The following is a 24,156-nucleotide window of genomic DNA, read 5'->3' on the forward strand; positions in this document are numbered from 1 at the left end:
TTCCGATGGTACGAAGAGCCATGCGCGAGTTCTCGACGGCACCAGGGTTGTCATGAAGGCTGCCGGCCTTCCCGAGTCCAAGGAGGCGACGTACCTCGCACTTGTCCGGCAGGGCAGCGCCTCGGTCCCCCAGCTCGCTGAACGCGTCGGGCTGAGCATCGTCCAGGTACGCCGGGCCGTCGCGGCTCTGCAGCGTGAGGGGTTCGTGCACCGTACGCCGCCGCCGCAGGAGCTGGTCGTCGCGGTGCCGCCCGATCTGGCGGTCCAGCAGTTCATCCAGCAGCAGGAGCAGGAGCTGATCCGGACCCGCGAGGCGGCTCAACGGCTGGCGGCGGAGGCGTACCGGAAACCCACCAGCCGGCGGACCGAGGAGCTGATCGAGATCGTCTCCGGCCAGGACGCGGTCGGCTGGGCCTTCGACCGGGTGCAGCTGTCGGCGCAGAAGGAGTTCCGGGGGCTGGTCGCGGCGCCGTACGTCGCATCGGCCGAGGTGAACAAGACCCAGCTGGATCGCCAGGCGGCGGGTGTCGCGTATCGGGTCGTCTACGACAGTACGGCGCTGGAGGACCGGCTACTGTCCGCGAGCACGGTCACGCATGTGGAGGCGGGCGAGCAGGCCCGGATCGCCGATACGGTGCCGACCAAGCTCGCGATCGCGGACCGCGAGCTCGCGTTGCTGCCGCTGGACTGGACGACGTCCGCGCACGATGCGGCGCTGCTGGTCCACCCGAGCAGCCTGCTGGATGCGCTGGTCGCGCTCTTCGAGACCGTATGGATGCGCGCCAGCCCGTTGTCGGTGACTGCGGTGGACGAGCTGACCGCCGAGGCGACGATGTCCGCCGAGGACCGGTACCTGTTGTCACTCCTGGTCGCCGGGCTGACCGACGACGCCGCCGGAGCGCGGCTCGGGATCAGCCGGCGGACGGTCGCGCGGCGGGTACAGCTGCTGATGGAGCAGACCAACTCGCGCTCCCGATTGCAGCTCGGCTGGCAGGCGCGTGAGCGCGGTTGGCTCTGACCGTCTTGGTCGTGGCTTCTTTGCGCCACGAAAGTAAGTAGTACTCCATGTTCTGACCTGCCTTTAATCAGGGCTCCACCGACCTTTGGAGCCCCCTTGCTGCCCTCCTCCAAACGTGGGGTGATCGCACTCGGCGCCGCCCTCGCCCTGCTCGCCACCCCCGGCCTGTCCCAGGCCACCCCGCCGCTCCCCAGCCCGGGGCTCAGCCGCGCTCTTCCGCTGCAGACCGTCACCCTGATCACCGGCGACAAGGTGACCGCGGCCGTCACCGCCGACGGTCACACCACGGCGACGGTGCAGAACGCGGCCGGTCGGCCGGCGGGCGCGCACATCATGACGTCGGGCAAGGACACCTACGTCTACCCCGACGCCGCGCTGCCTTACCTCGCTTCCGGCGTACTCGACGAGCACCTGTTCAACGTCACCGAACTACTTGCCGACGGCTATGACGACGCGCACAGCAAGCAGCTGCCGCTGATCGTCACCTACACGGACGCCGCCGCTCGCAAGCAGGCCGTCCCGTCCGGTGCCCGCCGCACTCTCGCACTGACCAGCATCCAGGGCGCAGCTCTCACCGCTGACCGGTCCCCCGCCTTCTGGACCTCCCTCACTCCGTCTTCCAAGCGGGTGGCAGGCCCGGCCAAGCTGGGCGGCGGGATCGCCAAGATCTGGCTGGACGGCAAGGCCAAGGCGACGCTGGCCGACACCACCGCGCAGATCGGCGCACCCGAGGTCTGGGCCGGCGGTGACACCGGCCAAGGCGTCGACGTCGCCGTCCTGGACACCGGTATCGACGCCACGCACCCCGACTTCGGCGGCCGGATCGCTGCCTCGCAGAGCTTCGTCCCCGGGCTCGACATCACCGACCGGCACGGCCACGGCACGCACGTCGCCTCGACCATCGCCGGTACCGGCGCAGCCTCGGGCGGGGTCGAGCGAGGTGTCGCGCCCGGCGCCAACCTGCACATCGGCAAGGTGCTCGACAACGACGGCAGCGGGCAGGACTCGTGGATCCTGGCCGGAATGGAGTGGGCCGCCCGCGACCAGCACGCCAAGGTGATCAGCATGAGCCTCGGCTCCGGCCCGACCGATGGCACCGACCCGATGAGCCAGGCGGTCAACCGGCTCAGCGCCGAGACCGGCGCGCTGTTCGTCATCGCCGCGGGCAACGACGGCCCCGGCCCGTACTCCGTGAGCGCACCCGGGGCGGCCGACGCCGCCCTGACCGTTGGCGCAGTGGACAGCGCCGACCGGTTGGCCGGGTTCTCCAGCCGCGGCCCGCGTACCGGCGACAACGGGCTCAAGCCCGACCTCACGGCTCCGGGCGTCGACGTGCTCGCCGCGCGTTCGCAGTACGCGCCGGAAGGTGAAGGCTCGTACCTGACGATGAGCGGTACGTCGATGGCGACCCCGCACGTCGCCGGCGCCGCCGCGTTGCTCGCGCGGACGCATCCTGACTGGACCGGGCAGCAACTGAAGGACGCGCTGGTCAGCACGACGAAGACGACGCAGCAGTACAGCCCGTTCGCGGCCGGTAGTGGTCGACTGGATGTTGCTGCCGCGGTTCGCAGCACTGTCTTTGCGACCGGGTCGGCCTTCACCTTTGCGACCTGGCCGTATCCGGCTTCGCAGACTGCCCAGAAGGACGTCACCTACACCAACACCGGCGCCTCGCCGATCACGCTGAACCTGGCGCTGAAGACGCAGGGCATCCCGGACGGCCTGTTCACCCTGACCGCGCCTTCCGTGACGGTGCCCGCTGGCGGGACGGCGACGGTTGGAGTGGTCAGCCACCTTGGCGCTGCTGTTGAGGACGCCGGCTACAGCGCAGTACTGACTGCCACCGGCACTGACGGCGTACTGCGCACGCACACGCCCGTCGGCCTCACCAAGCAAAGCCAGCGGGTCAACCTGAGCGTGAAGTCCTCGCTGCCTGGCGTGCTGATCATGAAGGACATCAAGCGCGACACCGTGCCGAAGGCCTACGAGGTCGACGCGACCGGCAAGCTGGAGCTCAGCATCCAGCCGAGCACGTACGCCGCTTGGCTGTACGCCGATGCGCGCGGACTCGACAGCCCGCACTCGCTCAGCCGGGTCGTGCTCAGCGATCCCGAGGTGGTCGTCGACGGCGATCGGACGCTGACCTTGGACGCGTCGAAGCTCCGCAAGGTCGCGGCGACCGCTCCCCAGCAGACGGTCAACAGCTATGTCCGGGTCGATCAGTACCGCAGCTATGGAGATCTTCATCGGTTTGTCGACACGTATCAGCTCGAGCCGTGGATCTACGACAGCCTGTGGGTGACTCCGACCCGCAAGGTCACGCAGGGGTCGTACACGTTCGCGTCCCGGTGGCGTGAGGTGCAGTCGCCGCTGACCGTCGGTTCCTTCGACGTGAACGTCCAGAGCTGGTCACCTTCCTTGCCGGCGGGCACGTCCGCCTACCCGGTCGTCGTGGCCGGCAATGGTTCAGCGGCCGACTTCGCGAAGGTCGTTGCCCGCGGCAAGATCGCGGTCGTCCATCGCAACGATGCGGTTGCCCCGACCGAGCAGGCCGCGGCTGCCTTCAAGGCCGGCGCCAAGCTCTTGCTGATCCTCAACGACGGCTTCGGACCGTTGGACGCCTGGGCCGATCTCCCGCAGGAGGAGACACCGTCGCTGCCGGTGGCTTCGCTCGGCACCGATCGGGCGCAGCAGTTGCTCGACCGGATCCAGCGTGGTGGCCGGGTGCTGGTGGTGACGTCGCATCCGCAGCCGGAGTACCTGTACGACCTGGTGCAGCACCATGACGGCGCGATCCCGGCCGACCCGTCGTACCGGCCGGGTCCGGGTGAGCTGGCCCGGATCGACGAGTCGTTCCGGGACACGAAGCAGGGCGAGGCGGTCGACATCCGCTACGACCTCTCCGCCGACCTCACCTGGGCGGTGGGCGCGGACGCGACGCCAGTCCTTGCGCAAGGCAACTACACGGCATGGGTGACTGCCGCGCCCGGGGTGAAGTGGCTGACCCAGACCGCTGTCACCGATCTGATGCTGTTCGGGTCTTCGACGGCGTACAAGGCGCGGAGTACGACGAAGGAGACCTGGTTCGGCGGGATCCAGCGTCCTCGGCTCCTTGCCGACAACGCGATGAGCACACCGCCGTCGCGGGTGGGCGACATCATCAGCACCTTCGGGATGCCGGGGTGGGGCGATGGGCGTCACGAGGGCACTGTGTATGGCGGGATCACGCTGAACACCTCGCTCTACCAGGGTTCTCAGCTGGTGGGCGAGGGTGCTGACTTCGTCTCGGCGGAGGTGTCGCCGGACAAGCTTCCGTACCGGCTCGTCGTCGACACGACGCGTGAGCTGCCGGGTCGGCCGTACTCGCCGCGGACGCGGACGGAGTGGGGCTTCATCTCCGACAACGCTGATTACCGGTTCTTGGAGACGCTGCCGCTGATCCAGCTCGACTACGGGATCAGTACGGATCTGAGCGGCCGGGCGTCGCGGCGTACCGACATCGCCGTGACGCCGTCCCACCTGGCCGGCGCGGCCGGCGCCGGCGTGATCAACACCGTCGGCTTGGACGTCTCGTACGACGACGGCGCCCACTGGAAGGCCTTGTCGTTGCGCCACTCCGGCAACGACTGGATCGGCCGCCTGGACGCGCCGTCGAAGGCCGGCTTCGTGAGTCTGCGGGTGACAGCCCGGGACAAGGCCGGCAACAGTGTCAGCCAGACCATCGACCGGGCGGTCGGTCTGCGCTGATTTTCCCCAGGCGGGGTCCGGGGACTGGTGGCGCTGCTAGGCCATCAGTTCCCGGACTCGCGGGGCGACCTGGGTGCCGAAGAGTTCGATGTTCGTCAGCAGGGTCTGGTGGGACAGGCCGCCCATACCGTACTTGAGGTCGAAGCGGGTGGCCTTGAGGTTCTTCAGGTTCGCGGCGATCTTCTGGGCGACCGTCTCGGGTGAACCGACGAACAGGGCACCCTTCGGGCCGACCTCGGCCAGGTACTGGGACTTGGTCGGGATCGCGAATCCGCGGGTCTTGCTCATCCGCGTGATCACCTCCCGGTAGGGCTCCCAGAACTCCTCGCGGGCCTGCTCGTCGGTGGCGGCGACGTGGCCGGGCGAGTGGACGCCGATCGGCAACGGGTCGCGGCCGAACTGCTCGAGCGCACGGTGGTACAGGTCGGAGAAGGGCGCGAAGCGCGACGGGCTGCCGCCGATGATCGCGAGCATCAGGTTGAAGCCGTAGTGCGCGGCGCGGATCACGGATTGCGGGCTGCCGCCGACGCCGATCCAGGTCGGCAGCGGGGTGTCCAGGTGCGGTACGACGTCCTGGTCATGGAGGGCCGCGCGGGTCTTGCCTTCCCAGCTGACCGGGCCGCCCTTGAGGAGCTCGGCGAAGAGGTTGGTCTTCTCCTCGAAGAGGGTCTCGTAGTCGGCGAGGTCGTAGCCGAAGAGCGGGAACGAGTCGATGCTCGAGCCGCGGCCGAGGATGACCTCGGCGCGGCCGTTCGAGACGGCGTTGAGGGTCGAGTAACGCTGGAAGACCCTGACCGGGTCGTCCGAGCTGAGGACGGTGACGGCTGAGCCGAGGTGGATGTTCCCGGTCCGGGCGGCGATCGCACTGAGCACCACGTCGGCGGCCGACAGCGGGAAGTCGTCGGTGTGGTGCTCGCCGATACCGAAGAAGTCGAGGCCGGCCTCGTCCGCTTTCACACCTTGCTCGACCAGGTCACGGATGGTCTGGGCGTGGGAGACCGGCCGGCCCTGCTCGTCGGAGGTGACGTCGCCGAAGGTGTCCAGCCCGAGCACGAGCGGGAAGTCTGTCATCGCTGCATCTCTTTCATTAGTTGTCCTTGTCCGAGCGGTACGCCGAACGCGGGGCCGCCGGGTTGGAGGAGACGGCTGTTGTGCAGGCCGTTCAGGATCACCGGGTCGTAGCCGATGGCATCGATGACCTCGGCAACTGTTTCTGTCGCGGGCCTGGTGCCCGCGATGCCCATCGCGCGGCGGTCCGGATCGCCTGGTTCGCGCCGGTCGTCCGCCAGCTCGTGGTACCCGAGGTGGTTGAAGGTCTTCACCACCGTCGATCTGCTGAGCTTCTGCTGGACGACCTCGCTGCTGGTCAGCAACGGGTTCTCGAACAGCTCCTGTACGCCGTCGACCGGCGGCCAGTAGTTCATCGTGTCGATGACGAGCTTGCCTTCGACGATGGTGGGGTCGAAGGCCGCGAACTTGTGGAGCGGGATCGCCAGCACGACGAGGTCCGCATCGGCTGCCGCATCCGCCGCCCAGAGCGCCTTGGCCCCCGGCACCATCACCTGCGTGATCAACTCGATCCTCGCCGGATCCCCCGACGCCGCGATCGACACGTCGTACCCGGCCTCGACCGCGACCCGCGCGATCACCGGTCCGACATGTCCGGCCCCCAACACCGCGATCCTCATCGCCGCAGATGCCTTTCCAGCGACTGCAGGATGTCCTCGAGAGCGTCGAACTGTGCCGGCGTCAGCGCATCCGCAAAGTGCTTCTTGATCGCCTTCGCATGCGGCGCCGTAGCCCTCCGGAACGCATCCGCGCCCTCCTCGCTGAGCACCACCTCGGCGCCACGGCTGTCCGTCGCACAATCCTCCCGCCGGATCAGCCCCCGCTTCTCCATCCGCCCCAACTGATGCGAAAGCCGGCTCCGCTCCCACTCCATCTGCTCAGCCAGCCGCGACGACCGGCTCCGCTTCCCCTCCGCCTCACTCAACGCCAGCAACACCCGATAGTCAGCCGGCGACAACCCCGAATCCTCCGCCAACTGCACACTCAACCGCCGCCGCAACTCGTCAGTCGTATCCACCAGCCCCCGCCAAACCCCCAACTCCCCCACCGACAACCGCCGCCGCCCGGCCACCACATCCACCTCAAATCTGATTGATGTATCAATGATGACACGTCAATCAAATTCTCGGAAAACTACCCCGCCTCGCACGGAGACGGGGTAGTTGTCAGCTGACGGTGAGGACCTTGGCGACTGTTTGGGTGCCTTGGTGGTCCGCGTCGGCCAGCCAGACGACGCGGTAGGTGTAGGTGCCGCGGGCGGTCGGCTTGATGGCGTAGGTGTACTTGCCGTTGGCCGAGAGCTTGGCGTTGGTCACCGCGACCCACTTGGTGCCTGACTTGCGCTGCAGGTAGGTCTTCGTGCCGGCGTGGGCCGGGTTCAGGTAGCCGTAGAAGACACTGCTCGCACCCAGCTTGATCGCTGCCGGGGACAGGTAGCTCGACATCGCCGGGTGCACGGCAACCGTCACGATCGGGCTGGCCGAGCCCAGCACGTCGGTCTTGCCGTTGTAGGTCCACATGTACCGCGTGGTGACGGACGGTTTGTGTACCGCTGCGACGGCACCGGTAGTGGACGACGTCACCGTCGCGACGGCGGTCCACTTCGACGCGTTGATGGCCTTGGCGTACAGGGTGACCGGTACGCCGGACAGCACCGCGCCGGTGTCCAGGCGCTTGACCTGGCTCTTCAGGGTGACCGACCCGGTGTACATGATGGACGCAGCGCTTGCGGCGGCGCTGCTCGAAGTACCGGCGAGGTACTTGTCAGCGCCCGGGCTGAACTTGCCGTAGTTGTTCTTGACCCAGGTACGGAAGGTGTAGCCGGTACCGCTCACCAGACCGCCCGCATTGACAGCACTGATGCTCGGACCCGCGTAGACCGCCGTGCCGGAGGTCGGGAGCGCTGGGGCGACCTTGCCCGCGTTGCGGCGTACGACGACCTGGCTGATGGTCGTGGAGGGCAGGGTCCAGCGCAGTACCGCAGACCCGTTCCGGCCGGTGCCGGTGACACCAGTGACGGCCGCAGGCGGCATGGTCAGGTCCAGCATGTTCTCGTCGACACTGAGCGTCACACCGTTGTAGGTCCGGCTGACGTCACCTTCGTTCTGGTGCACCCGCTGATGCGCCGCCCAGTAGCCGGCCGGGATGAACCGGCTCGTCAGGACCGGCGTGTTCTTCCAGTGGGCGAACCACAGGTTGTCCGGCCGCGTGTACGCCGTACTGGTGTAAGCGCTGGCCAGGTCCGCCCCACCGGACGACGCGCCGACGTACGCGCCACCGACGTACCCGCGAGAGTTCAGCTCCTGCGTCCAGCCACTCAGGTACGAAAGCACCGAAGCCTTGCAAGCCGCCGTCGACGTGTAGTGCTCGATGTCGCTGTAGATCGCACTCCGCGGCGCGAAGCCCAGCGCCTGCGCTGCAGCGACCGCATTGGCCGCGGCCGTCCGGCCTTCGGCGACTGCCGTGGCCGGGGTGGTGGAGATCTTGTTCGAGAAGCCGGTGCAGGGCGCCTGCTTACCGACGTCGATCAGGAGGAACTGCCAGCCGGCGCTGTCCTGCGCGGCGACCCATTGCGGCGTCAGGTTGGGCTGGGCAAGGCAACCACGGGAAGTGCCACTGATGTAGATGCCGATCGCGCGGTAGGGCGAGTTCGGCGCCTTCCAGGCATCCATGGTGCTCTGGGCCGGCGCGTCGCAGATGTCGAACGCCGGCTGGTAGATGTTCTTGGTCGCGATGATCGAAGGCGTCACCTGAACCGCCCGCGGCGCCTGAACCGCATTCCTCTTCGCCGTGGCCGTCACCCGACCACTGGCAAGCACCTTGCGGGCCGTCTGATCCGCCCCAGGCACGTAGTACGCGGTCGCCAACACCCCAGCGCCCTCAACCGCAACCTGCAGCTCACCCTCGCTCGACCTCGCCGGCGCGGTGAGCGGCGCAAGCACCAGCCCTTCACCCCGTCCCACAAGATGCGCTGGGCAATCGGATTGCGCAGTACTCCGCCCCAGGTAGACCGCCGCCCGATCGAACCGCACACAAGCAGTCGGATCCTTCGCCAGATCCACCACAGGCCAACTGGCAGGCACACTCACCTCGTACCCCAGATACGAAACAGTCTTCGTATCCTCAGCCCCCGCCGCCCCAGCCCCGGCAACCACCCCACCAACCAACGCAACCACCGTAGAAACCACAGCAGCCCTGAAAACCCTCACCAAAACTCCTCACGTAGCCACCCCCGTAGCCCTGAAACCCTACCGACGCAAAGGTCCTCCCTCCCCACCCGACCACTGCAACTTCCTGCAATCCGCCAACTCCTGCGTCCCCCACGCCCCCGCCGCTCCTCGCTCCTGCGTCGCGGTGTGCGCCCCGGACCGGCGACGTCTCTACCCGTCTTTCGCGCACCGCCGGCCCGATTTGCTCCGCTCAGACTGATTGACTGGCCAGCAGCCGTGCGGCCCTGACCGCCAGGAGGTGCGTCTCGCGACCGATATCGTTGCCGTCGAGGATGAACTCGAGCGAATCCTCATCGGTGTAGTAGCGATGGATCAGCCGTTCGAGGTCGTCGGCCGACGCATGCTCCATGGAGAGACGCTTGGCCAGAGCAACGATGTCGGCAGCATCCTTGCGGCGCTGGGCGACCAACTTGGTCGCCAACAGGAACTCGTCGCTGGCATACGTAATGTGCAGGCCGGGCGCCTCACCCCGCCGCAGTGCCCCCTCCGGCAAGGGCGGCATCCACGCACTGGCGCTGGTGTTCAGCCAGTCTTCGGGAAGCTTGCGCTCACGCGCCATCACACGAGCTTCCTCGATCACGGCCTCATCGCGTGTGATGGCGTCGACGTCCTCGGTCCGGCGGGGACTGTCGTCGGAGGTAACGGCGATCGCGGCGCCTCCGACGACGAAGACCGCCGCGGAAATGCCACGTGCCGTCAGGCGCTGGTCGAGGTCCGACAGAAGATCGACGATCTCACCGGCCGTGAACTCGTTGCGTGGGTCGCTCACGCTGTCATCAGGTCGCGAGCAGGAACGAAGATGTTCGCCCGTGCCAGGTAGGCGGGAGTCTGCTCGACGATCTCATCACGATCCAGAAATGGATGCTCGGGGATCCATGGCTCAGCGAGCGCCTCGGCCCGGCTCCACTCGGGTGGCTCCTCGCCTGCTGCCTCGAACTCGTGCGCGGTCAGAACAGCAAGCAGAGTGTCGAAGCCCGCCCGGCCGGTCGTGGCCGGCGCTGCCTCCCAAGCGGCTTCGGAACCATCATGACGGCGCAGCAACAAGCGCAGATGGTCGCGCCCCTGAAGCAGCATCCGCCAAGCCCAATCGTCATCGCTCGCCTCGCGAATGGCCGCCGCGGTAGCCGGAGCAGTCATGATCCGGTACTCCCGCGCCGCGTGAAGGGCATGAGCAATCCGTCCGGCCCGCAAGAAGAACTGCGCCGTCGGCCTGGTCCGGCCAGAACGGTAGGTCGAGAAGCGGGAGGCAGAAGTGCCGAGCGCAGCAGCGAACGCAGCCTGAGACATCCCACTCTCAACGAGAGCACGATCGAGCTGCTCACAAACCGCCCGACTGTCCTGGTCCACCTCAGCACCTCCTCACACCCTTATCTAATCAGATAATAGTCATAAGATCCGGTCAAGCCAACCACCCCGGTAGCCGCGGCCTACGCGACGCAGAACTCGTTGCCTTCGGGGTCGAGCATGACGACGTGGTGCAGGTGGTCGCCGTCGGACTCCTCTCGGATCACCGTGGCGCCGGCGGCCACCAGTTCAGGGGCCTTGGCGAGGATCAGGCGGTCGCGGTCGGTCAGGTCCCAGGGGCTTCGCCGGCTACGCGGATGTCGATGTGCATACGGTTCTTGGAGGTCTTTGGTTCGGCGACTTCGAGGAAGCCGATGGCTGGGCCTTTGCCGGTGGGGTCGACGATCGAGGCGCCTTCGGGGTCGTCGTAGCCGGGCTCGGGGACGTAGTTCGATGCGAGCGGCCAGAAGGTTGCGAGTCGGCGCGGGTCGCGGGCGTCCCAGCCGAGGGTCCAGTGGGTTGCCATTCCGGCACGCTAGCGGTCGACCCGGACGATGAGCTTCCGGATGCGAAGGGGGCGCTCCGGGATCGGCCGGGGTACTCGGCGGGTGATTCAAGGGCGAAGTGGTCGCGCCGGTCGTTGGGGTCGAGGCCGTGGGCAACCACGTGCGGGGGTCGGGGTGCCAACTGGGTGGTTGCACGACGGAGGAGCGGTAATTGTCACCGGGTGGTTGGGAGCGCCCAGAGCGGGGAGCGGCGGAGGAGCGAGCGGCGGCGGGCGCGTGGGCGGGTCGTAGTACGGGGGCAGTGTCATGATGTGCGGCATGGAGCTGAAGATGTCGGCGTCTTATGACGCCACCCCTGAGGAAGTCTTCGCGATCGTCACCGACGCTACTTTTCGCGAGCAGGCCTGTGAGAAGACCAAGGCGTTGTCGTACGACGTCAAGGTGAGTCAGTCCGGTGCGGACACCGTGGTGCGGGTGCAGCGGGAGATGCCGTCGGACGATGTGCCGGACATCGCGCGGAAGTTCGTCGGTGGCACGCTCACCGTCGTACAGACCGAGACCTGGCACCCGGCGAACGCGGACGGGTCGCGGAACGCCGATGTGAAGGGCGAGATCGCGAACACGCCGGTCACCCTCAAGGGCAGCGCGAGTATCACCTCGACCGGTGGCGAGACCGTGCAGGCGATCGACCTGGACGTGAAGGTCGCGGTGCCGCTGATCGGCAAGAAGATCGAGCCGTTCGTCGTGGACGCGATCCGCAAGGGGCTGCAGAAGGAGCACGACCTCGGCCGCGACTGGCACAACGGCGACAACTGATCGCGCCCGCCGGCGACTGACCGTCCGGCGACAACTGGCGCCGCGAGCCGTGTCGCTGACCTGGTGAACCCACCTCCGATGGCAACCTGAGAAGGACTTATCGGAGGTGGGTTTCTGATGCGTACCCGACGCCGCGGCCCGATCGACGACACCTGGTACTGCGTACTCTGCGACGACACGGTCCCGTTCGAGCGGGTCAATCCCGGCGATCACCCCGCCGACGACCTGTCCGACGAATGGATCTGCGTGGCCTGCGGCTCGGCGGTCCTGATCGCCCCCGCCGCACAAGCCCTCCACCGCACCGCCTGACGGCAGCCGGCCCCGGCAACCACCGCGCCGCACCGCAACCGGTCGGCAGCGGGTAAAGCAACGGCGCGGATGCCGGCTCCCCTGCAGTGCCGGCATCCGCGCCGCCCCCAGGTCTAGAGCGGCGGGCCGAAGCCGCACAGCACGCGTGACGCGTGCGCCGGGTCGAGCGCATTGGCGACCAGCTGCGCCACAGTCGGATCGAACGCAAGCCCCACATGCCCGACCGGATCAAGCGGGCAGGTGTCCTGGACGAATTCGTTCCGCACGCCAGGCTCCCGGATGAACGACGTCTCATGCGGCGTCACCAACAGGTCCGCCCGCGAGGCGATCACCGTGTACTTGACCCCCGCCTGCGCGATCGGCCCAGCCGTCAGCTTCGCCACCTCGGCTCCACCCACGATGATCTCGTCGCAAGCCGGGCAGCCGAACTCCCGTAGTACCTGATCGACCAGCGGTCGCAGCCCGAGGTAGTCGCCGACGCTCACCAGACCGCCGAACGTCGTCCCGTGGGTCGGCGGCGCGAGCGCGACCACCTTGCCGACCTTGCTTGCGTACCCGCGCACCTTGGGCCCGTACAGACTCTGGAACCCTCCCTCCGAGTGCCCGACGATGTCCACCTTCGCCGCCCCCGTGCTCGCCCGCACGCGATCGACGAACGCCTCGATCTCCGCCGACGACTGGACGATCGAGACCGTCCCGCCGACCGGGATGGCCGGCGTCGCCTGGCCATAGGTGAGCGTGAAGGCGCAGTACCCCTTCGCCGCGAGGTACGGGCCGAGGAACGAGTAGTTGCCCGGCCCGTTGCCGCCCAGCCCGTGCAGCAACACCAGCGGGTTGGGGTGCGCGGCCGACGGCTTGCAGGACCAGTTGTCGAAGCCGGAGCTGGGTGCGGCGGCCTGTGCCGAGGCAGTAAAGGTACTAGCGAGCAGTGCAGCGGCCACCAGGCTGGCTGCGGCTCGCCGGAGAACAGTTCTCATAGCGGCTCCCGAGGGGCAGTGTCGTTCGGTGACGACGGGATGACCGACAGTGGAGCACGTCTCGCGGTTATGAACAAGCCTTCGTGTTCATAACTCGCCGAGTGGTTATCAACCAGCCACCGGGGGTAACGTCGCTCCATGGGGCGAGTGATCAGAGGTCTGACGGCCGAGCAGCGCAAAGCCGAGCGCCGCGAGCAGCTGCTCGACGCCGCGCTCGACCTGATCGCCGCGCACGGCTACCTGGGCACGTCGATCGAGCAGATCTGCAGTACGGCGTACGTCGGGACGAAAAGCTTCTACGAGGTCTTCGACAACCGCGAGGACTGCTACGTCGCGCTGCTGCAGCGGACGTCGGAGCGCCTGATGGCGGACATGATGGCGGTCGCGGCCCGGGCCGAGGGCAACGAACGCCAGGCTGTCCCCGGCATCGTCGCCGCCTTCGCGCACGCGCTGCTCGACGACCCACGAGTCGCCAAGGTCACCTTCGGCCAGGCCGGCGGCATCTCCAAAACGGTCGAGCGCCAACGCCGCACCAACCGCCGCTGGGCAGCCGGCTTCCTGGAACAGATCTGGGATCGGTACGACGAAGTCCCCGACTCCGCCGACCCCCTGGCCCGCGACGAGACCGACCTACGCGCCCGCCATGCCATCGCCATCGGCCTGGTAGGCGGCCTGTTCGACCTGATAGCCGACTGGCTCCTGGACGCCGACCCCTTCATCCCCGACCAGGTAGAAGCCCTGATCGAAGACCTGACCTCCTTCTACATCACAGTCCGCCGAGGCTTGACGGCCTGACCCGCCCCTGAACACCCAGCTGCACTTCGAGGCCTCAACACTCCAACCCGCAATGCGAGCACGGGCGGGGCCAAGTACCTGGCCCCCGCCCGTAGAAGCGACCTAGCCCTGGTGGGGGTAGCGGTAGTCGGTGGGTGGGGTGAAGGTTTCTTTCATCGAGCGGGGGCTGGCCCAGCGGATCAGGTTCCACATCGAGCCGGCCTTGTCGTTCGTACCGGAGGCGCGCGCTCCACCGAACGGCTGCTGGCCGACGACCGCGCCGGTCGGCTTGTCGTTGACGTAGAAGTTGCCGGCGGCGAAGCGCAGGTACTCCGCGGCCTCGGCGACCGCGTGCCGGTCCTGCGCGATGACCGCGCCGGTCAGCCCGTACGGCGCCGAGTTCTCCATCTGCTTCATGACCTGCTCGAAGTCACCGTCCTCGTACACGTGCACACCGAGGATCGGCCCGAAGTACTCGGTCGAGAAGATCTCGTCCGTCGGGTCGTCCGAGACGAGCAGCGTCGGCCGGACGAAGTAGCCCTCGGAGTCGTCATAGGTGCCACCGGCAAGGACCTCGATGCCGGCCGTCTGCTGGGCCCGGTCGAGCGCCGCCTTGTGCTTGGCGAAGGCGCGGTCGTCGATCACGGCGCCGATGAAGTTCGACAGGTCCGTCACGTCGCCCATCGTCAGCGAGTCGGTCTCGGCGGCGATGTCGTCGCGGATCTGGTTCCAGACGCTGCGCGGGACGTACGACCGGCTGGCGGCCGAGCACTTCTGACCCTGGTACTCGAAAGCACCCCGGACCATCGCCGTCTTCAGCACCGCCGGGTCCGCCGACGGGTGCGCCAGGATGAAGTCCTTGCCACCGGTCTCGCCGACCAGTCGCGGGTACGTCTTGTACGCCGAAATGTTCGTGCCGACCGTGCCCCACAACGACTGGAAGGTCTTCGTCGAGCCGGTGAAGTGGATGCCGGCCAGATCCGGGTGGGTCAGCGCCGCCTTGCTCACGTCGATGCCGTCGCCGGTGACCAGGTTGATCACACCCGCGGGCAGCCCGGCCGCCTCGAACAGCCGCATCGTCCAGTGCGCCGCGAACTGCTGCGTCGGCGACGGCTTCCAGACCACCGTGTTGCCCATCAGCGCGGGCGCGGTCGGCAGGTTGCCGGCGATCGCGGTGAAATTGAACGGGGTGATCGCGTAGACGAAGCCCTCGAGCGGGCGGTAGTCGACCCGGTTCCAGATCCCCGGCGAGGAGATCGGCTGGTCGTTGATGATGTTGCGCGCGAACGCGACGTTGAAGCGGAGGAAGTCGATCAGCTCGCAGGCGGCGTCGATCTCGGCCTGCTGGACCGTCTTGGACTGGCCGAGCATGGTCGCCGCGTTCAGCGTGTCGCGCCACGGGCCGGCCAGCAGGTCGGCGGCCTTGAGGAAGACGGCCGCGCGGTCGTCGAAGGACAGCGCGCGCCAGGCCGGAGCGGCCGCGAGGGCCGCGTCGACGGCGGCCTTGCCGTCAGCTTCGGTCGCGTTGCCGAGGGTGCCGAGCACGTGAGCGTGCTTGTGCGGCTGGACCACCTGGAACGGCGTACCGCCGCCGAGCTTCTGCTCGCCGCCGATCGTGCAGGTCAGGTCGATCGCACCGGCCGCGTTGAACTCCTTGAGCTTCGCCTCCAGGCTGGCCCGTTCGGGCGAACCGGGTGCGTACCCACGCACGGTCTCGTTGATCGGAGTGGGTACTGCGGTGACGGCATCCATGGTGTGCGGTGCTCCTCGTTCGGCTCGACTGGGTCTCAGCGGGCGGCCTCCAGAACTGACGCTTGCCATGGTGCCATGTCCAAAGGAGAACCACGAACCTGACAGGTCTACTCCGCGGGGACGGCCAGCGCGACGGCGAGGTCCTCGTCCAGGAACATCAGGCCGCGCTCCGCGAAACCGGCGAGAGCCTCTCTGACAGCCTCCACCGGAAGCTCCAACGACCGGCCGACGGCGCTCGCGGTGGTCGGCCGGTCACTGCAGGCGAGGTAGATGTCAGCAAGCGCTTTCTGGAACGTGTACGTGCCCTCGCGACCCGGCCGGCGGCTGTCGTAGATCTCCACCTGGCCGGGTGACGACCAGTACCGCAGGGTCGGGAGCCGGTCCCCGGTCCAGGCGGTCTTCCACTCGTCGACGGATTTCCGCAGCTCGTCGTACGCGCTGTCGGGCAGGGCGCCCGGAAGGTCGTACTCGAAGAAGTACGCGACCTTCCCGAGATCGACGCCGGCCGGATAGACGTGCCGGTAGCTGCTCTCCGGGGAGCGACGGCCGGGGCTGGAGAAGAGCGGGCTGAAGCGTTCCATCCAGATCCGGGCCGCGCTCGACGGCGGCCGGAGGTGCACCAGCTCCGGTACTACGGAAGCCTGGTCCGCGTAATCCTGGGCCGTCTCGCCAGGGAATCCCCACAGGATGTTCCACTCGACCTGGATCCCGTAGTACTGCGCCCAGCGCAGCAAGTTGACGTTCTGAGCGGCCCGAACGCCCTTGTCCATCAGGCGCAGGACGTTGCTGCTCAGCGATTCCAGTCCTGGCTGGAGCACCCGGACCCCGCCCTTGGCCAGCAGCTCGAGTTGGGCCCGGCTGAGATTGGCCTTGACCTCGTAGAACAGCTCGTAATCGGTACCGGCGTCGATGAGAGCCGGGAAGAGGTCCTTCAGATAGGCCATGTCGATGATGTTGTCGACAGCCTCGAAGCGGGAGGTCTGGTACCGCGCCGCCTGGCCCGCGAGTTCGGCGACGACCCGCTCGGCCGGCTTCGACCGGAACTGCATCGTCGTGCCGTTGAGGCCGCAGAACGTGCAGTGGTGTTTCGCGCCCCACCAGCAACCACGGGCGGACTCGAAGGGGATCCACAGGTCGTCCGGGAAGACGCCGAGACGCCGCGATCGCTCGAAGTACTCGTCGTAGTCCGGAGCGGGGAGATCCGCCATCCTCGTCATCAGAGGCTGACTGCTGACCTTCCCCAATTCATTGCCCTCGGCAAGCTTGCGCAGGAGTGCGGGGAAGGCCGTATCGCCTTCACTGACGACCGCGTGGTCGATGCAGTCGATCGACCTGGCCAATTCCCGGCCCATCTCACCGTCGAAGTTCGCGCCGCCGAAGACCGTGACGATCTCCGGGTACCGCTCCTTCAGCCGCCGCGCGAAGGCGAACGACGCCACGCTCTGCTGGAAGGTACAGCTGAACCCGACGACCTGAACCTCCTTCCAGGGAAGGGCTTCCAGCAGGCTGTCGAGGAACAGCGGCACCTCGACGTCGCGAATCCGGCGCAGCAGCTGATCGGCGTCATCGCCGAGGTAGCCGAAATCGTGGTCGGCCAGCAGCGCCCCCTCGACATCGGGCGCCTCGTCGCCGAAGGCCTCGAGAGAGAACAGCCAGTCCCCGATCAGCCGGCCGCGGTGCTCGGACAGCTTGCGATACAGCTCGACCCCGAGTTGTGCCGCGAAGTCGAGATTGGCATGCAGCGTCCGGACGTCGAAGCCCTGCTGCCCGGCGATCGCCTTCAGCAGACCGAGCTGGATCGAGGGCCGATCGACGTCCATGAACGGCATGGACACCAGGACCGTCCGCATCAGACGGCCCGGGGCTACTCGCCGGCGAAACGGGTGATCTTCGACGACTGTGTGAAGCTGACCGCGCCCGTGCCGCCCGCGTCGAGGCTGCGCACCACGCCCGGCGTGAAGGCGGTCGCGAACTGGTCGGCGAACGACGGTACCGGCTCGGTCACCTCGACCGCCGCGGTCCGCTCACCGTTGTTGATGACCTCGGCGGCCAGCCCCAGCAGCCCCGACAGCAGGACCCGCTGCGGCTCCGGCAGATTCAGCTCGTCCAGCGTCGTCACCAGCTCGGCGACGTCTTCGGCGCTGACAATGATCTCGGCCATTGCTCTCCCCCAGGTTCGGCCTCGCGGTCGTGCACCACGGCGAGGCGTTTTCAGGGTGCGAGTCTAGCCCGAAGAGTGTCAGCGTCGGGGTGGCCCAGCCGCTCCAGTACGTCGGCCGCCCGCGCCCAGGCGATCCGGGCAGATTCGTCGTCGCCGGCGGCGTGGTGGACGTCCCCGAGCGAGGCAAGTGTGTCGGCCTGGTTGTAGTGATCACCGACCGCCTGGAACAAGGCGACGCCCCGCTCATACGAATCCATCGCCTCCGCGAACCGGCCGAGCCGCAGCTGGACGTACCCAAGACTGTCGAGCGTTTCGGCTTGTCCGAAGCGGTCGGCCAGACCCGTCTGCAACTCGAGGGCGAGCTCACAGTTGCGCAAGGCATCGACGTAGTCGCCGACCATCGCGTGAAACCAGCCGACGGCATTGAGCGAACGCGCCTGCCCGGCCCGATGACCGGCCGCCTCGAAGAGCGCCAGCGCCAGCTCGGCATGTTCCAGCGCTTCCGCATGCGCAGCCTGCCGGTCGAGCATCCAGGCGAAGTGCCGATGAGTATGTGCGGCGCCGACCGTGTCGCCGGACGCCGAGTACCGGTCGAGGGCCGCCTGCAACTGGACCCTCGCATCGTCGTACTGCCCGAGCCGGATGTGCGCACAGCCGAGGTAGCGATACGCGAACGCCTGCCGGGCCTGGTCACCCGACCGGTCGGCGGCCGCGACCGCCACGCCGAGCGCATCCAGGGATTCCTGCCAGAGCCCCCGATAGGCGAGGAATCTGGTCATCGTCCAGACGAGCTGCCACGGATCGGTGGCCGTCCGGACGACCGACAACAGCACGGGCAGCTCGGTGGTGAACCAGTCGAGCCCTTCGTCGTACGACGATGGACACTCGGGAGCAACCCCCGGCGTTACCTCCGCCAGTACGGTCGGATCATCGTCGCGGCGGGTGTTGAGCAATCCGTCCGCCAGATAGCCGGTATGCACGTAGTGATCGAGCATCCGCTGCGACACCTCACGCCGCTCGGGCTCTGGGTGCTCGGCCAACGCCAGCTCAGCGGCGTACGCCCGCAGAAGATCGTGAAACGTGTACCTGCCCGGCGCGTGCTCGGTCAGCAGATGCGCCGCGCACAACTCGCCGAGCAACCGCCGCACCTGCCGAGGCGCCTCGGCAGCGAGACTGACCACCGCCGGCAGGCCGATATCCGGGCCGGGGTGAAGCCCGAGCAACCGAAACAGCCGAGCCGCTTCCGGCGAAAGCCGCAGGTACGACCAGGAGAAGACAACCCGTACGTCGGTCGCGCTGTCCGCGCCTGCGAACTCGTCCAAGCCCGCCCGCAGCTCGCTCGCCAACACCCCCAGGCTGAACTCGGGATAGGTGACGGCCCGCGCCGCGACGATCGAGAGGGCCAATGGGAGCCGCGCGCAGTGCGTGATGATCTCGTCGACAGCCGCCGGCTCGGCAGACACCCGGTCGGCGCCGAGACGCTGAGCCAGCAGCGAGCGGGCCTCGCTGATCGAGAGCAGGTCGAGGGTGACCGGCTGGGCTCCGTCGGCTGTCAGCAGGCCGCGCAGCTGGTTCCTACTGGTCACGACCACTCGGCACTCCCGAGCGCCCGGCAGCAGCGGCCTGGCCTGGTCCGCGTCGGCCACGTTGTCCAGCACGATCAGGACCCGGCGATCGGCGACCAGGCTGCGATAGAGCCCGATCTGCGCCTCCAGGCCGGCGGGGATTCGCTCCGGTTCCACGGCGAAGGCGTCGAGTAGGGTCCGGACTGCTTCGGCCGGGCTCACCGGCGTACCGCCTGGATCGAAGCCGCGGAGGTTCAGGTAGATCTGGCCGTCGGGGAACCGGTCGCGCGCCTGATGCGCCCAGCGCAGGGCCAGGGCGGTCTTGCCGACACCGGCCGTCCCCGAGACCACGGCGATACCGCCCTTTGCGCCGTTCGCGAGGATGCCGTCCAGGCGGCGCAAGTGGCTGACCCGGCCGGCGAAGCCAAACGTGTCCGGCGGCAGCTGGGCCGGCACCGCGAGCCTCGCGGCCGGCTGGACCGGGAGTTCGCCGCGCAAGATCGATCGATGGACTTCGCTCAGCTCGATCCCCGGATCCGCGCCGAGCTCCTCTACCAGACGCCGCTGAACCAAGGCGTAGCGGTCAAGCGCCTCCGCGGGCCGCCCGGCCGCGTGCAGGGCTCGCATGAGCAGGGCTTCGAGCGGCTCGACCAAGGGGTACACGGCGATCAGATCGGGCAGCTCCGCGATCACCGTGGCGGCGTTGCCCAGGCGGAGCTCGGACTCGGCCCACTGCACAATGGCGTCCACCCGGCGCCGGTCCCAGCGATCGCGGACCTGCGCGGCCCAGGCACCGGGCAGGTTGGCCAGCGGGGTCCCTTGCCACAGCTCCAGCGCCTTCGCGAGTTGGCTCGAGCGGTCCTGGGCGCCGTACTCCGGGTTGCTCGCCTGGTCCGCGAGGTGCCAGAAGCGATGCAGATCGACCTGGTCCGGGTCGATCCCCAGCAGGTAGCCGGTCTGGCGTCGCTCGACCTTGACGTCCGGGCCGAGGATGCGGCGGATCCGGCTCAGGTGCGCGTACAGCACGTTGCGCGCAGCGGGCGGCGGATCCTCGTCCCAGACCCGGTCGACCAGGGTCTCGATGGTGACCGCGCGGCCCGGGTCGACGAGCAGCGCGGCCAGCACCAGCCGTTGGCGAGGCGAACCGGCATCCAGCAACCGGCCGGCCGACAGGACGTCGACCCCTCCGAACAGGCGGAACTCCACCGGGTCAGGCCGACTTCTTGGTGGCCTTCTTGGCAGCGGTCTTCTTCGCGGGCGCGGCTGCCTTCTTGGCGGCAGCGGTCTTCTTGGCCGGAGCCTTCTTCGCAGCAGGCGCCTTCTTCGCGGGAGCAGCGTCGCCTTGACCACCGCCACCGGAGCCCCCGGCTGCCCGGCGAGCCTTGGCGGCCTCGACGGAAGCACGGAGAGCTGCGACCAGGTCGACGACCTCGGCGCCCTCGGTCTCCTCTTCCTCCGCCTCGGCAGGCAGCGGTACGCCGGCAGCCTTCGCCTCGACCACTTGCTCCAGCGCGTGCCGGTACTCGTCGTGGTACTGATCCGGGTCGAACTCGCCGCGCAGGGTGTCGATGTACGACTCCGCCATCGCCTTCTCCTGCTTGCGGATCTCCACGTCCTCGTCCGGTGCCGCGAAGGACGAGTCGCGGACCTCGTCCGGCCAGAGCATCACCTGGAGGACGAGCACGTTGTCGTGCGTGCGGAGCAGGCCGAGCGATTCACGCGACCGCAGCGCGACCTTCACCAGCGCGTACAGCTCGGAGCCCTCCAGGGCATCGCGGAGCAGCACATACGGCTTGGCGCCCGGGCCGCCGTCGGCAGCGAGGTAGTACGACTTGCCCAGGTAGAGCGGGTCGACCTGGTCGGCCGGCACGAACTCCAGCACGTCGATGACCTTCTTGCTCGACAGCGGCAGGTCGGCGAAGTCCTCCGGCTCGAGCACCACCATCCGGCCGTCGGCCATCTCGTAGCCCTTGCCGATGTCGGAGTACGGGACCTCCTCGCCGTCGATCGAGCAGACCCGCTTGTACTTGATCCGGCCGCCGTCGGCGACATGCACCTGACGGAAGGAGATGTCCTTCTCCTCCGTCGCCGAGAACACCTTGATCGGGATCGTGACCATCCCGAACGAGATGGCGCCCTTCCAGATCGCCTGCATCGCCATCAGCTCCCTGTCAGCTCGTCGCCCAGCTCGAGTCCAGTTCGTCCGCTCAGCCCGTCCGGTCCTGCAGACCGCCGCGCGGCCCGACGGCCGCGAGGAAATCCGGGATCTCCTGTGTCGCGTACCACAGCAGGTCTTCACCTTCGCACGAGTCGAGGGCGAAGACAGCGTCTTCGTGGCCCGGATCCGCGGTATCGCCGTGCGCCACGTCCCACAGCTCGGCAGCCTTGCTGACCACCTCCACGGCCGGGTCGCCGTCGAGATGCGCCGCCGCGACCGCCGTCCACGGCACGACCACGTGCAGCTCCAGCCGCGCATCGCCCAGCTGGACTGTGCCATCGGCCGGTGGGATCGCCGCGACGTCGCAGGCCACCACGACCCGCTTCCGCGGTGCGGTCGGGTCGGCCGCGATCAGTCCGACCGAGGCCCGGGCCGCTTGCTCCATCGCGGCGTACTCGAGCTCCTCGTCGTCGGCCGTCGCGAACCACTCGCGCAGCGCCGGGGTCACGGCGTACACGGTCTGGGGCGCCGGTCCGAACTCCCCCGCGTGGCAGGCGGCGTCGAGCAGGGGAATGGTGGATGGGATGTAGATCCTCATGAGCCCGCCTTCTTGGTACTGCGGGGTTTTTTGCGTCCCCGCGCTGCGCGGCTACGACTCCCCTTGGTCGTATCCAACAACTCGTCCAGCGCGTCCGTCACGCATTGCGCGAAGACGGCCAGGTCGGGCATCGCCGTCCGGTCCGCGTTGAGCCCGAACGACACCTTCCCGTCGTACGACGTGACGCCCACGGACAGTCCTTGCCCCGGCATCAACGGCACCACCGGGTACGACGCCAGCATCGGCGCGCCCTGGGCATAGAGCGGGAACTGCGGGCCGGGCACGTTGGTGATCACCACGTCGTCGATCGGCCGCACCGTCGCCGTCGCCACCCGCGCCGCGAGGGCGTGCAGCGTGGTCGGCGCGAAGCCGGCGATCCCGACCAGCGAGCGGGCGCTGACGGCTCGCCCGGTGTCCTTGTGCACCTTGGTCTGGTACGAGATCTGGTGCAGCCGCATGACCGGCGAGTTCTCCCCGACCGGCAGGTTGACCGTCGAGGCGATCACCCGCGAGCCGAGCGACGTCGGCTCCTCGTCATCGTCGTCCCGGATGCTCACCGGTACTACGGCGCGCACCCCGCGCGTCGGGCTCACCGACTCACCACGCGTCATCATCCAGGCGCGCAGCGCGCCGGCCACCACGGCCAGGATCACGTCGTTCACCGTGCCGCCGTGCATGGCCCGGACGGCCCGGTAGTCCTCGAGGTCGGTCTGCACGGTGGTGAACCGGCGCTGCCCCGACGTCTTGACGTGCAGCGAGCTCTCCTGGACGTGCCGCTGCGCGACCACCGAGCCGACCACGTCACCGAGCACCTCACGCAGGGAGGTCGAACCGGTCAGGCTGGTCATCTCGGCCCGCGCCAGCTCCAGCACTGCCGTCGGGGACCGCGTCGCGTCGGCGAACACACCGGCGAGCAGCTCCAGGGCCGAGGGCGGGTGGGCGGGCTGCCAGGTGTCGGTGGGGGTGTCCCGCGGGTGGGCCGTGGCGTCCAGGACGACCTGGCCGATGTCGACCGTGCTGTTGCCGTCGACAAGCGCTTGGTGGGATTTCGCGATGATCGCGAACCGGTCCCCTTGCAGCCCCTCGACCAGGTACATCTCCCACAGCGGCCGGGCCCGGTCGAGCCGCCGGGACATGATCCGGGCGACCAGCTCCAGCAGCTGCGCATGCGTGCCGGGGCGCGGCAGCGCGGACCGGCGGACATGGAAAGTGATGTCGAAGTCCTCGTCGTCCACCCAGATCGGCCCGGCGAACCGGCCCGGGATCTGCTGGATCCGCTGCCGGTACCGCGGCACGAAGGCGATCCGGTCCCGGATCAGCGCGACCAGGCTCTCGTAGTCGAACCCGTCGTCGCCGTGCACCGGCGGCTCGAAGATGTCCACGGTGCCGACGTGCATCGGCGTGGCCGGGCTCTCGGCCTTCAGGAAGGTCAGGTCCAGCGACGACAACCGGTCCGGCATTCGCGGGCCCTCCTTCGGCGTTGAGGTTTCGTGTTCAGTCACCCTAACCGGGACCGCCGACAGTGGGCTGCGACACTGGCTGCTGGTGGCGAACCTGGCTGTCAGCGATCGTGACACGACTGATGGTGCATAGCGGGAACACTGGGCCCTGCGCGTTCGTCAGGCAAGAGGGCGTGTCCGACGCCCGGCAACTGAATCGACCCGTTGAAAGGCCCCTCGTCTCATGCGTTCGACGTTCTCCCGCGGTACCGCGCTCGCGCTCCTGCCCGCTCTCGGCATGCTCGTCCTGGCCGGCTGCGGCGACGACTCCAAGAGCAGCACGAGCCCGAGCGGCAACCCGACCAGCGCGCCCACCACCGCGCCGGCGTCGACGCCGACCGGCACCGCCGGCACCCCGGGCAGCACGCCGAACACCAAGTCGCCGTCGAACACCACCGACCCGTCCGGCGAGACCGCGGACGTGACCATCAACGTCATCGTTGCCAACGGCAAGGTGAACCCGAGCGGCGCCAGCGTCAAGGTGAAGGCCGGCCAGACCGTGCTGATCACCGCGGTCAGCGACGCCGAGGAGGAGCTGCACATCCACGGCTACGACAAGGAGCTGGAGCTGGCGCCGGGCAAGCCCAGCTCGGTGAAGTTCGAGGCGAACATGAAGGGCACCTTCGAGATCGAGACGCACAAGAGCGGCAAGCTGGTCGCCAAGCTCGTCGTCTCCTGACCCGCCGACGGCCTC

22 protein-coding genes are annotated in these 24,156 nt (G+C 68.3%); 6 read left to right on the plus strand and 16 right to left on the minus strand.

Annotation, left to right across the window (positions count from 1 at the left end):
- Nucleotides 1–52 precede the first annotated feature (52 nt).
- Together ABD768_RS37935 and ABD768_RS37940 are read left to right on the plus strand one after the other, a co-directional pair.
- On the plus strand, nt 53–1,018 hold the full coding sequence (locus ABD768_RS37935) for a helix-turn-helix domain-containing protein (protein ID WP_343983815.1): 966 nt from the start codon (nt 53–55) through the stop codon (nt 1,016–1,018).
- Nucleotides 1,019–1,138: 120 nt separating this feature from the next.
- Nucleotides 1,139–4,765 carry a S8 family peptidase gene (locus tag ABD768_RS37940; protein WP_344849037.1) on the plus strand — a complete coding sequence of 1,209 codons (3,627 nt, stop codon included), beginning with the start codon at nt 1,139–1,141 and terminating at the stop codon, nt 4,763–4,765.
- Nucleotides 4,766–4,801: 36 nt separating this feature from the next.
- Here the strand turns inward: ABD768_RS37940 and ABD768_RS37945 are convergent, their stop codons facing one another.
- The 8 genes from ABD768_RS37945 to ABD768_RS37980 form a co-directional block, all read right to left on the minus strand.
- Nucleotides 4,802–5,836: an LLM class flavin-dependent oxidoreductase gene (locus ABD768_RS37945; RefSeq protein WP_343983809.1), complete on the minus strand. Its 1,035-nt coding sequence runs from the start codon at nt 5,834–5,836 to the stop codon at nt 4,802–4,804.
- Nucleotides 5,833–6,453, minus strand: a complete 621-nt coding sequence (locus ABD768_RS37950) for an NADPH-dependent F420 reductase (RefSeq protein ID WP_344849039.1) — start codon at nt 6,451–6,453, stop codon at nt 5,833–5,835. The genes ABD768_RS37945 and ABD768_RS37950 overlap by 4 nt, the downstream gene beginning before the upstream one ends.
- Complete coding sequence (locus tag ABD768_RS37955; protein WP_344849041.1) at nt 6,450–6,905, minus strand: MarR family winged helix-turn-helix transcriptional regulator; 456 nt, start codon at nt 6,903–6,905, stop codon at nt 6,450–6,452. The genes ABD768_RS37950 and ABD768_RS37955 overlap by 4 nt, the downstream gene beginning before the upstream one ends.
- Nucleotides 6,906–6,999: 94 nt before the next feature.
- A complete protein-coding gene (locus tag ABD768_RS37960; protein WP_344849043.1) occupies nt 7,000–8,775 on the minus strand; it encodes a DUF1906 domain-containing protein in 1,776 nt (591 codons plus the stop codon).
- Between the two features lie 478 nt (nt 8,776–9,253).
- The gene (locus tag ABD768_RS37965; protein ID WP_343983797.1) at nt 9,254–9,832 is read right to left on the minus strand and encodes a DUF6036 family nucleotidyltransferase; all 579 of its coding nucleotides are present in this window, start codon (nt 9,830–9,832) and stop codon (nt 9,254–9,256) included.
- A complete protein-coding gene (locus tag ABD768_RS37970; RefSeq protein ID WP_344849045.1) occupies nt 9,829–10,350 on the minus strand; it encodes a helix-turn-helix domain-containing protein in 522 nt (173 codons plus the stop codon). Before ABD768_RS37970 ends, ABD768_RS37965 begins: the two co-directional genes overlap by 4 nt.
- A gap of 140 nt (nt 10,351–10,490) precedes the next feature.
- Complete coding sequence (locus ABD768_RS37975; RefSeq protein WP_425558472.1) at nt 10,491–10,592, minus strand: VOC family protein; 102 nt, start codon at nt 10,590–10,592, stop codon at nt 10,491–10,493.
- Nucleotides 10,593–10,633: 41 nt separating this feature from the next.
- Complete coding sequence (locus tag ABD768_RS37980) at nt 10,634–10,873, minus strand: VOC family protein (protein WP_344849047.1); 240 nt, start codon at nt 10,871–10,873, stop codon at nt 10,634–10,636.
- 298 nt (nt 10,874–11,171) lie between these two features.
- On the opposite strand from ABD768_RS37980, the gene ABD768_RS37985 reads away from it, so the two are divergent.
- A complete protein-coding gene (locus ABD768_RS37985; protein WP_343983788.1) occupies nt 11,172–11,669 on the plus strand; it encodes a DUF2505 domain-containing protein in 498 nt (165 codons plus the stop codon).
- Nucleotides 11,670–11,786: 117 nt separating this feature from the next.
- Nucleotides 11,787–11,978, plus strand: a complete 192-nt coding sequence (locus tag ABD768_RS37990; RefSeq protein WP_343983784.1) for a hypothetical protein — start codon at nt 11,787–11,789, stop codon at nt 11,976–11,978.
- Between the two features lie 113 nt (nt 11,979–12,091).
- Here the strand turns inward: ABD768_RS37990 and ABD768_RS37995 are convergent, their stop codons facing one another.
- Nucleotides 12,092–12,955 (minus strand): alpha/beta fold hydrolase, encoded by an 864-nt coding sequence (locus ABD768_RS37995; protein ID WP_344849050.1) that lies wholly within the window; start codon nt 12,953–12,955, stop codon nt 12,092–12,094.
- A gap of 138 nt (nt 12,956–13,093) precedes the next feature.
- On the opposite strand from ABD768_RS37995, the gene ABD768_RS38000 reads away from it, so the two are divergent.
- Nucleotides 13,094–13,750 (plus strand): TetR/AcrR family transcriptional regulator, encoded by a 657-nt coding sequence (locus tag ABD768_RS38000; RefSeq protein WP_343983778.1) that lies wholly within the window; start codon nt 13,094–13,096, stop codon nt 13,748–13,750.
- 102 nt (nt 13,751–13,852) lie between these two features.
- On the opposite strand, the gene pruA is transcribed toward ABD768_RS38000, so the two are convergent.
- The 7 genes from pruA to ABD768_RS38035 all read right to left on the minus strand — a co-directional run bounded on the left by pruA (nt 13,853) and on the right by ABD768_RS38035 (nt 23,423).
- Nucleotides 13,853–15,481 carry an L-glutamate gamma-semialdehyde dehydrogenase gene (pruA, locus tag ABD768_RS38005; protein ID WP_343983775.1) on the minus strand — a complete coding sequence of 543 codons (1,629 nt, stop codon included), beginning with the start codon at nt 15,479–15,481 and terminating at the stop codon, nt 13,853–13,855.
- Nucleotides 15,482–15,588: 107 nt separating this feature from the next.
- Entirely contained in the window at nt 15,589–17,331 is a 1,743-nt protein-coding gene (locus tag ABD768_RS38010) for a RiPP maturation radical SAM C-methyltransferase (RefSeq protein WP_344849052.1), read from the minus strand.
- A gap of 14 nt (nt 17,332–17,345) precedes the next feature.
- Nucleotides 17,346–17,642 carry a hypothetical protein gene (locus tag ABD768_RS38015; RefSeq protein WP_344849054.1) on the minus strand — a complete coding sequence of 99 codons (297 nt, stop codon included), beginning with the start codon at nt 17,640–17,642 and terminating at the stop codon, nt 17,346–17,348.
- Nucleotides 17,643–17,692: 50 nt separating this feature from the next.
- The gene (locus tag ABD768_RS38020) at nt 17,693–20,413 is read right to left on the minus strand and encodes an AfsR/SARP family transcriptional regulator (RefSeq protein WP_344849056.1); all 2,721 of its coding nucleotides are present in this window, start codon (nt 20,411–20,413) and stop codon (nt 17,693–17,695) included.
- Between the two features lie 4 nt (nt 20,414–20,417).
- Nucleotides 20,418–21,368: a non-homologous end joining protein Ku gene (ku, locus tag ABD768_RS38025; RefSeq protein WP_344849058.1), complete on the minus strand. Its 951-nt coding sequence runs from the start codon at nt 21,366–21,368 to the stop codon at nt 20,418–20,420.
- 46 nt (nt 21,369–21,414) lie between these two features.
- Nucleotides 21,415–21,963 (minus strand): DUF6912 family protein, encoded by a 549-nt coding sequence (locus ABD768_RS38030; RefSeq protein WP_343983761.1) that lies wholly within the window; start codon nt 21,961–21,963, stop codon nt 21,415–21,417.
- Complete coding sequence (locus ABD768_RS38035) at nt 21,960–23,423, minus strand: WS/DGAT/MGAT family O-acyltransferase (protein ID WP_343983758.1); 1,464 nt, start codon at nt 23,421–23,423, stop codon at nt 21,960–21,962. The genes ABD768_RS38030 and ABD768_RS38035 overlap by 4 nt, the downstream gene beginning before the upstream one ends.
- A 223-nt stretch (nt 23,424–23,646) precedes the next feature.
- Here ABD768_RS38035 and ABD768_RS38040 point away from each other — a divergent pair, with 223 nt between their 5' ends.
- The gene (locus ABD768_RS38040) at nt 23,647–24,141 is read left to right on the plus strand and encodes a cupredoxin domain-containing protein (RefSeq protein ID WP_344849060.1); all 495 of its coding nucleotides are present in this window, start codon (nt 23,647–23,649) and stop codon (nt 24,139–24,141) included.
- Nucleotides 24,142–24,156 lie beyond the last annotated feature (15 nt).

The organism is Kribbella ginsengisoli, assembly GCF_039537185.1.
GTDB lineage: Bacteria > Actinomycetota > Actinomycetes > Propionibacteriales > Kribbellaceae > Kribbella > Kribbella koreensis.

Excerpts from the sequence above, each read along its gene's own strand:
- ABD768_RS37990 (WP_343983784.1), top strand. The coding sequence starts at position 11,787 with ATGCGTACCCGACGCCGCGGCCCGATCGACGACACCTGGTACTGCGTA.
- ABD768_RS37985 (WP_343983788.1), top strand. The coding sequence starts at position 11,172 with ATGGAGCTGAAGATGTCGGCGTCTTATGACGCCACCCCTGAGGAAGTC.
- ABD768_RS37980 (WP_344849047.1), bottom strand. The coding sequence starts at position 10,873 with ATGGCAACCCACTGGACCCTCGGCTGGGACGCCCGCGACCCGCGCCGA.
- ABD768_RS38015 (WP_344849054.1), bottom strand. The coding sequence starts at position 17,642 with ATGGCCGAGATCATTGTCAGCGCCGAAGACGTCGCCGAGCTGGTGACG.
- ku (WP_344849058.1), bottom strand. The coding sequence starts at position 21,368 with ATGGCGATGCAGGCGATCTGGAAGGGCGCCATCTCGTTCGGGATGGTC.
- ABD768_RS38030 (WP_343983761.1), bottom strand. The coding sequence starts at position 21,963 with ATGAGGATCTACATCCCATCCACCATTCCCCTGCTCGACGCCGCCTGC.
- ABD768_RS38040 (WP_344849060.1), top strand. The coding sequence starts at position 23,647 with ATGCGTTCGACGTTCTCCCGCGGTACCGCGCTCGCGCTCCTGCCCGCT.
- ABD768_RS38010 (WP_344849052.1), bottom strand. The coding sequence starts at position 17,331 with ATGCGGACGGTCCTGGTGTCCATGCCGTTCATGGACGTCGATCGGCCC.
- pruA (WP_343983775.1), bottom strand. The coding sequence starts at position 15,481 with ATGGATGCCGTCACCGCAGTACCCACTCCGATCAACGAGACCGTGCGT.
- ABD768_RS38000 (WP_343983778.1), top strand. The coding sequence starts at position 13,094 with ATGGGGCGAGTGATCAGAGGTCTGACGGCCGAGCAGCGCAAAGCCGAG.
- ABD768_RS37950 (WP_344849039.1), bottom strand. The coding sequence starts at position 6,453 with ATGAGGATCGCGGTGTTGGGGGCCGGACATGTCGGACCGGTGATCGCG.
- ABD768_RS37945 (WP_343983809.1), bottom strand. The coding sequence starts at position 5,836 with ATGACAGACTTCCCGCTCGTGCTCGGGCTGGACACCTTCGGCGACGTC.
- ABD768_RS37995 (WP_344849050.1), bottom strand. The coding sequence starts at position 12,955 with ATGAGAACTGTTCTCCGGCGAGCCGCAGCCAGCCTGGTGGCCGCTGCA.
- ABD768_RS38035 (WP_343983758.1), bottom strand. The coding sequence starts at position 23,423 with ATGCCGGACCGGTTGTCGTCGCTGGACCTGACCTTCCTGAAGGCCGAG.
- ABD768_RS37970 (WP_344849045.1), bottom strand. The coding sequence starts at position 10,350 with ATGTCTCAGGCTGCGTTCGCTGCTGCGCTCGGCACTTCTGCCTCCCGC.
- ABD768_RS37935 (WP_343983815.1), top strand. The coding sequence starts at position 53 with ATGAAGGCTGCCGGCCTTCCCGAGTCCAAGGAGGCGACGTACCTCGCA.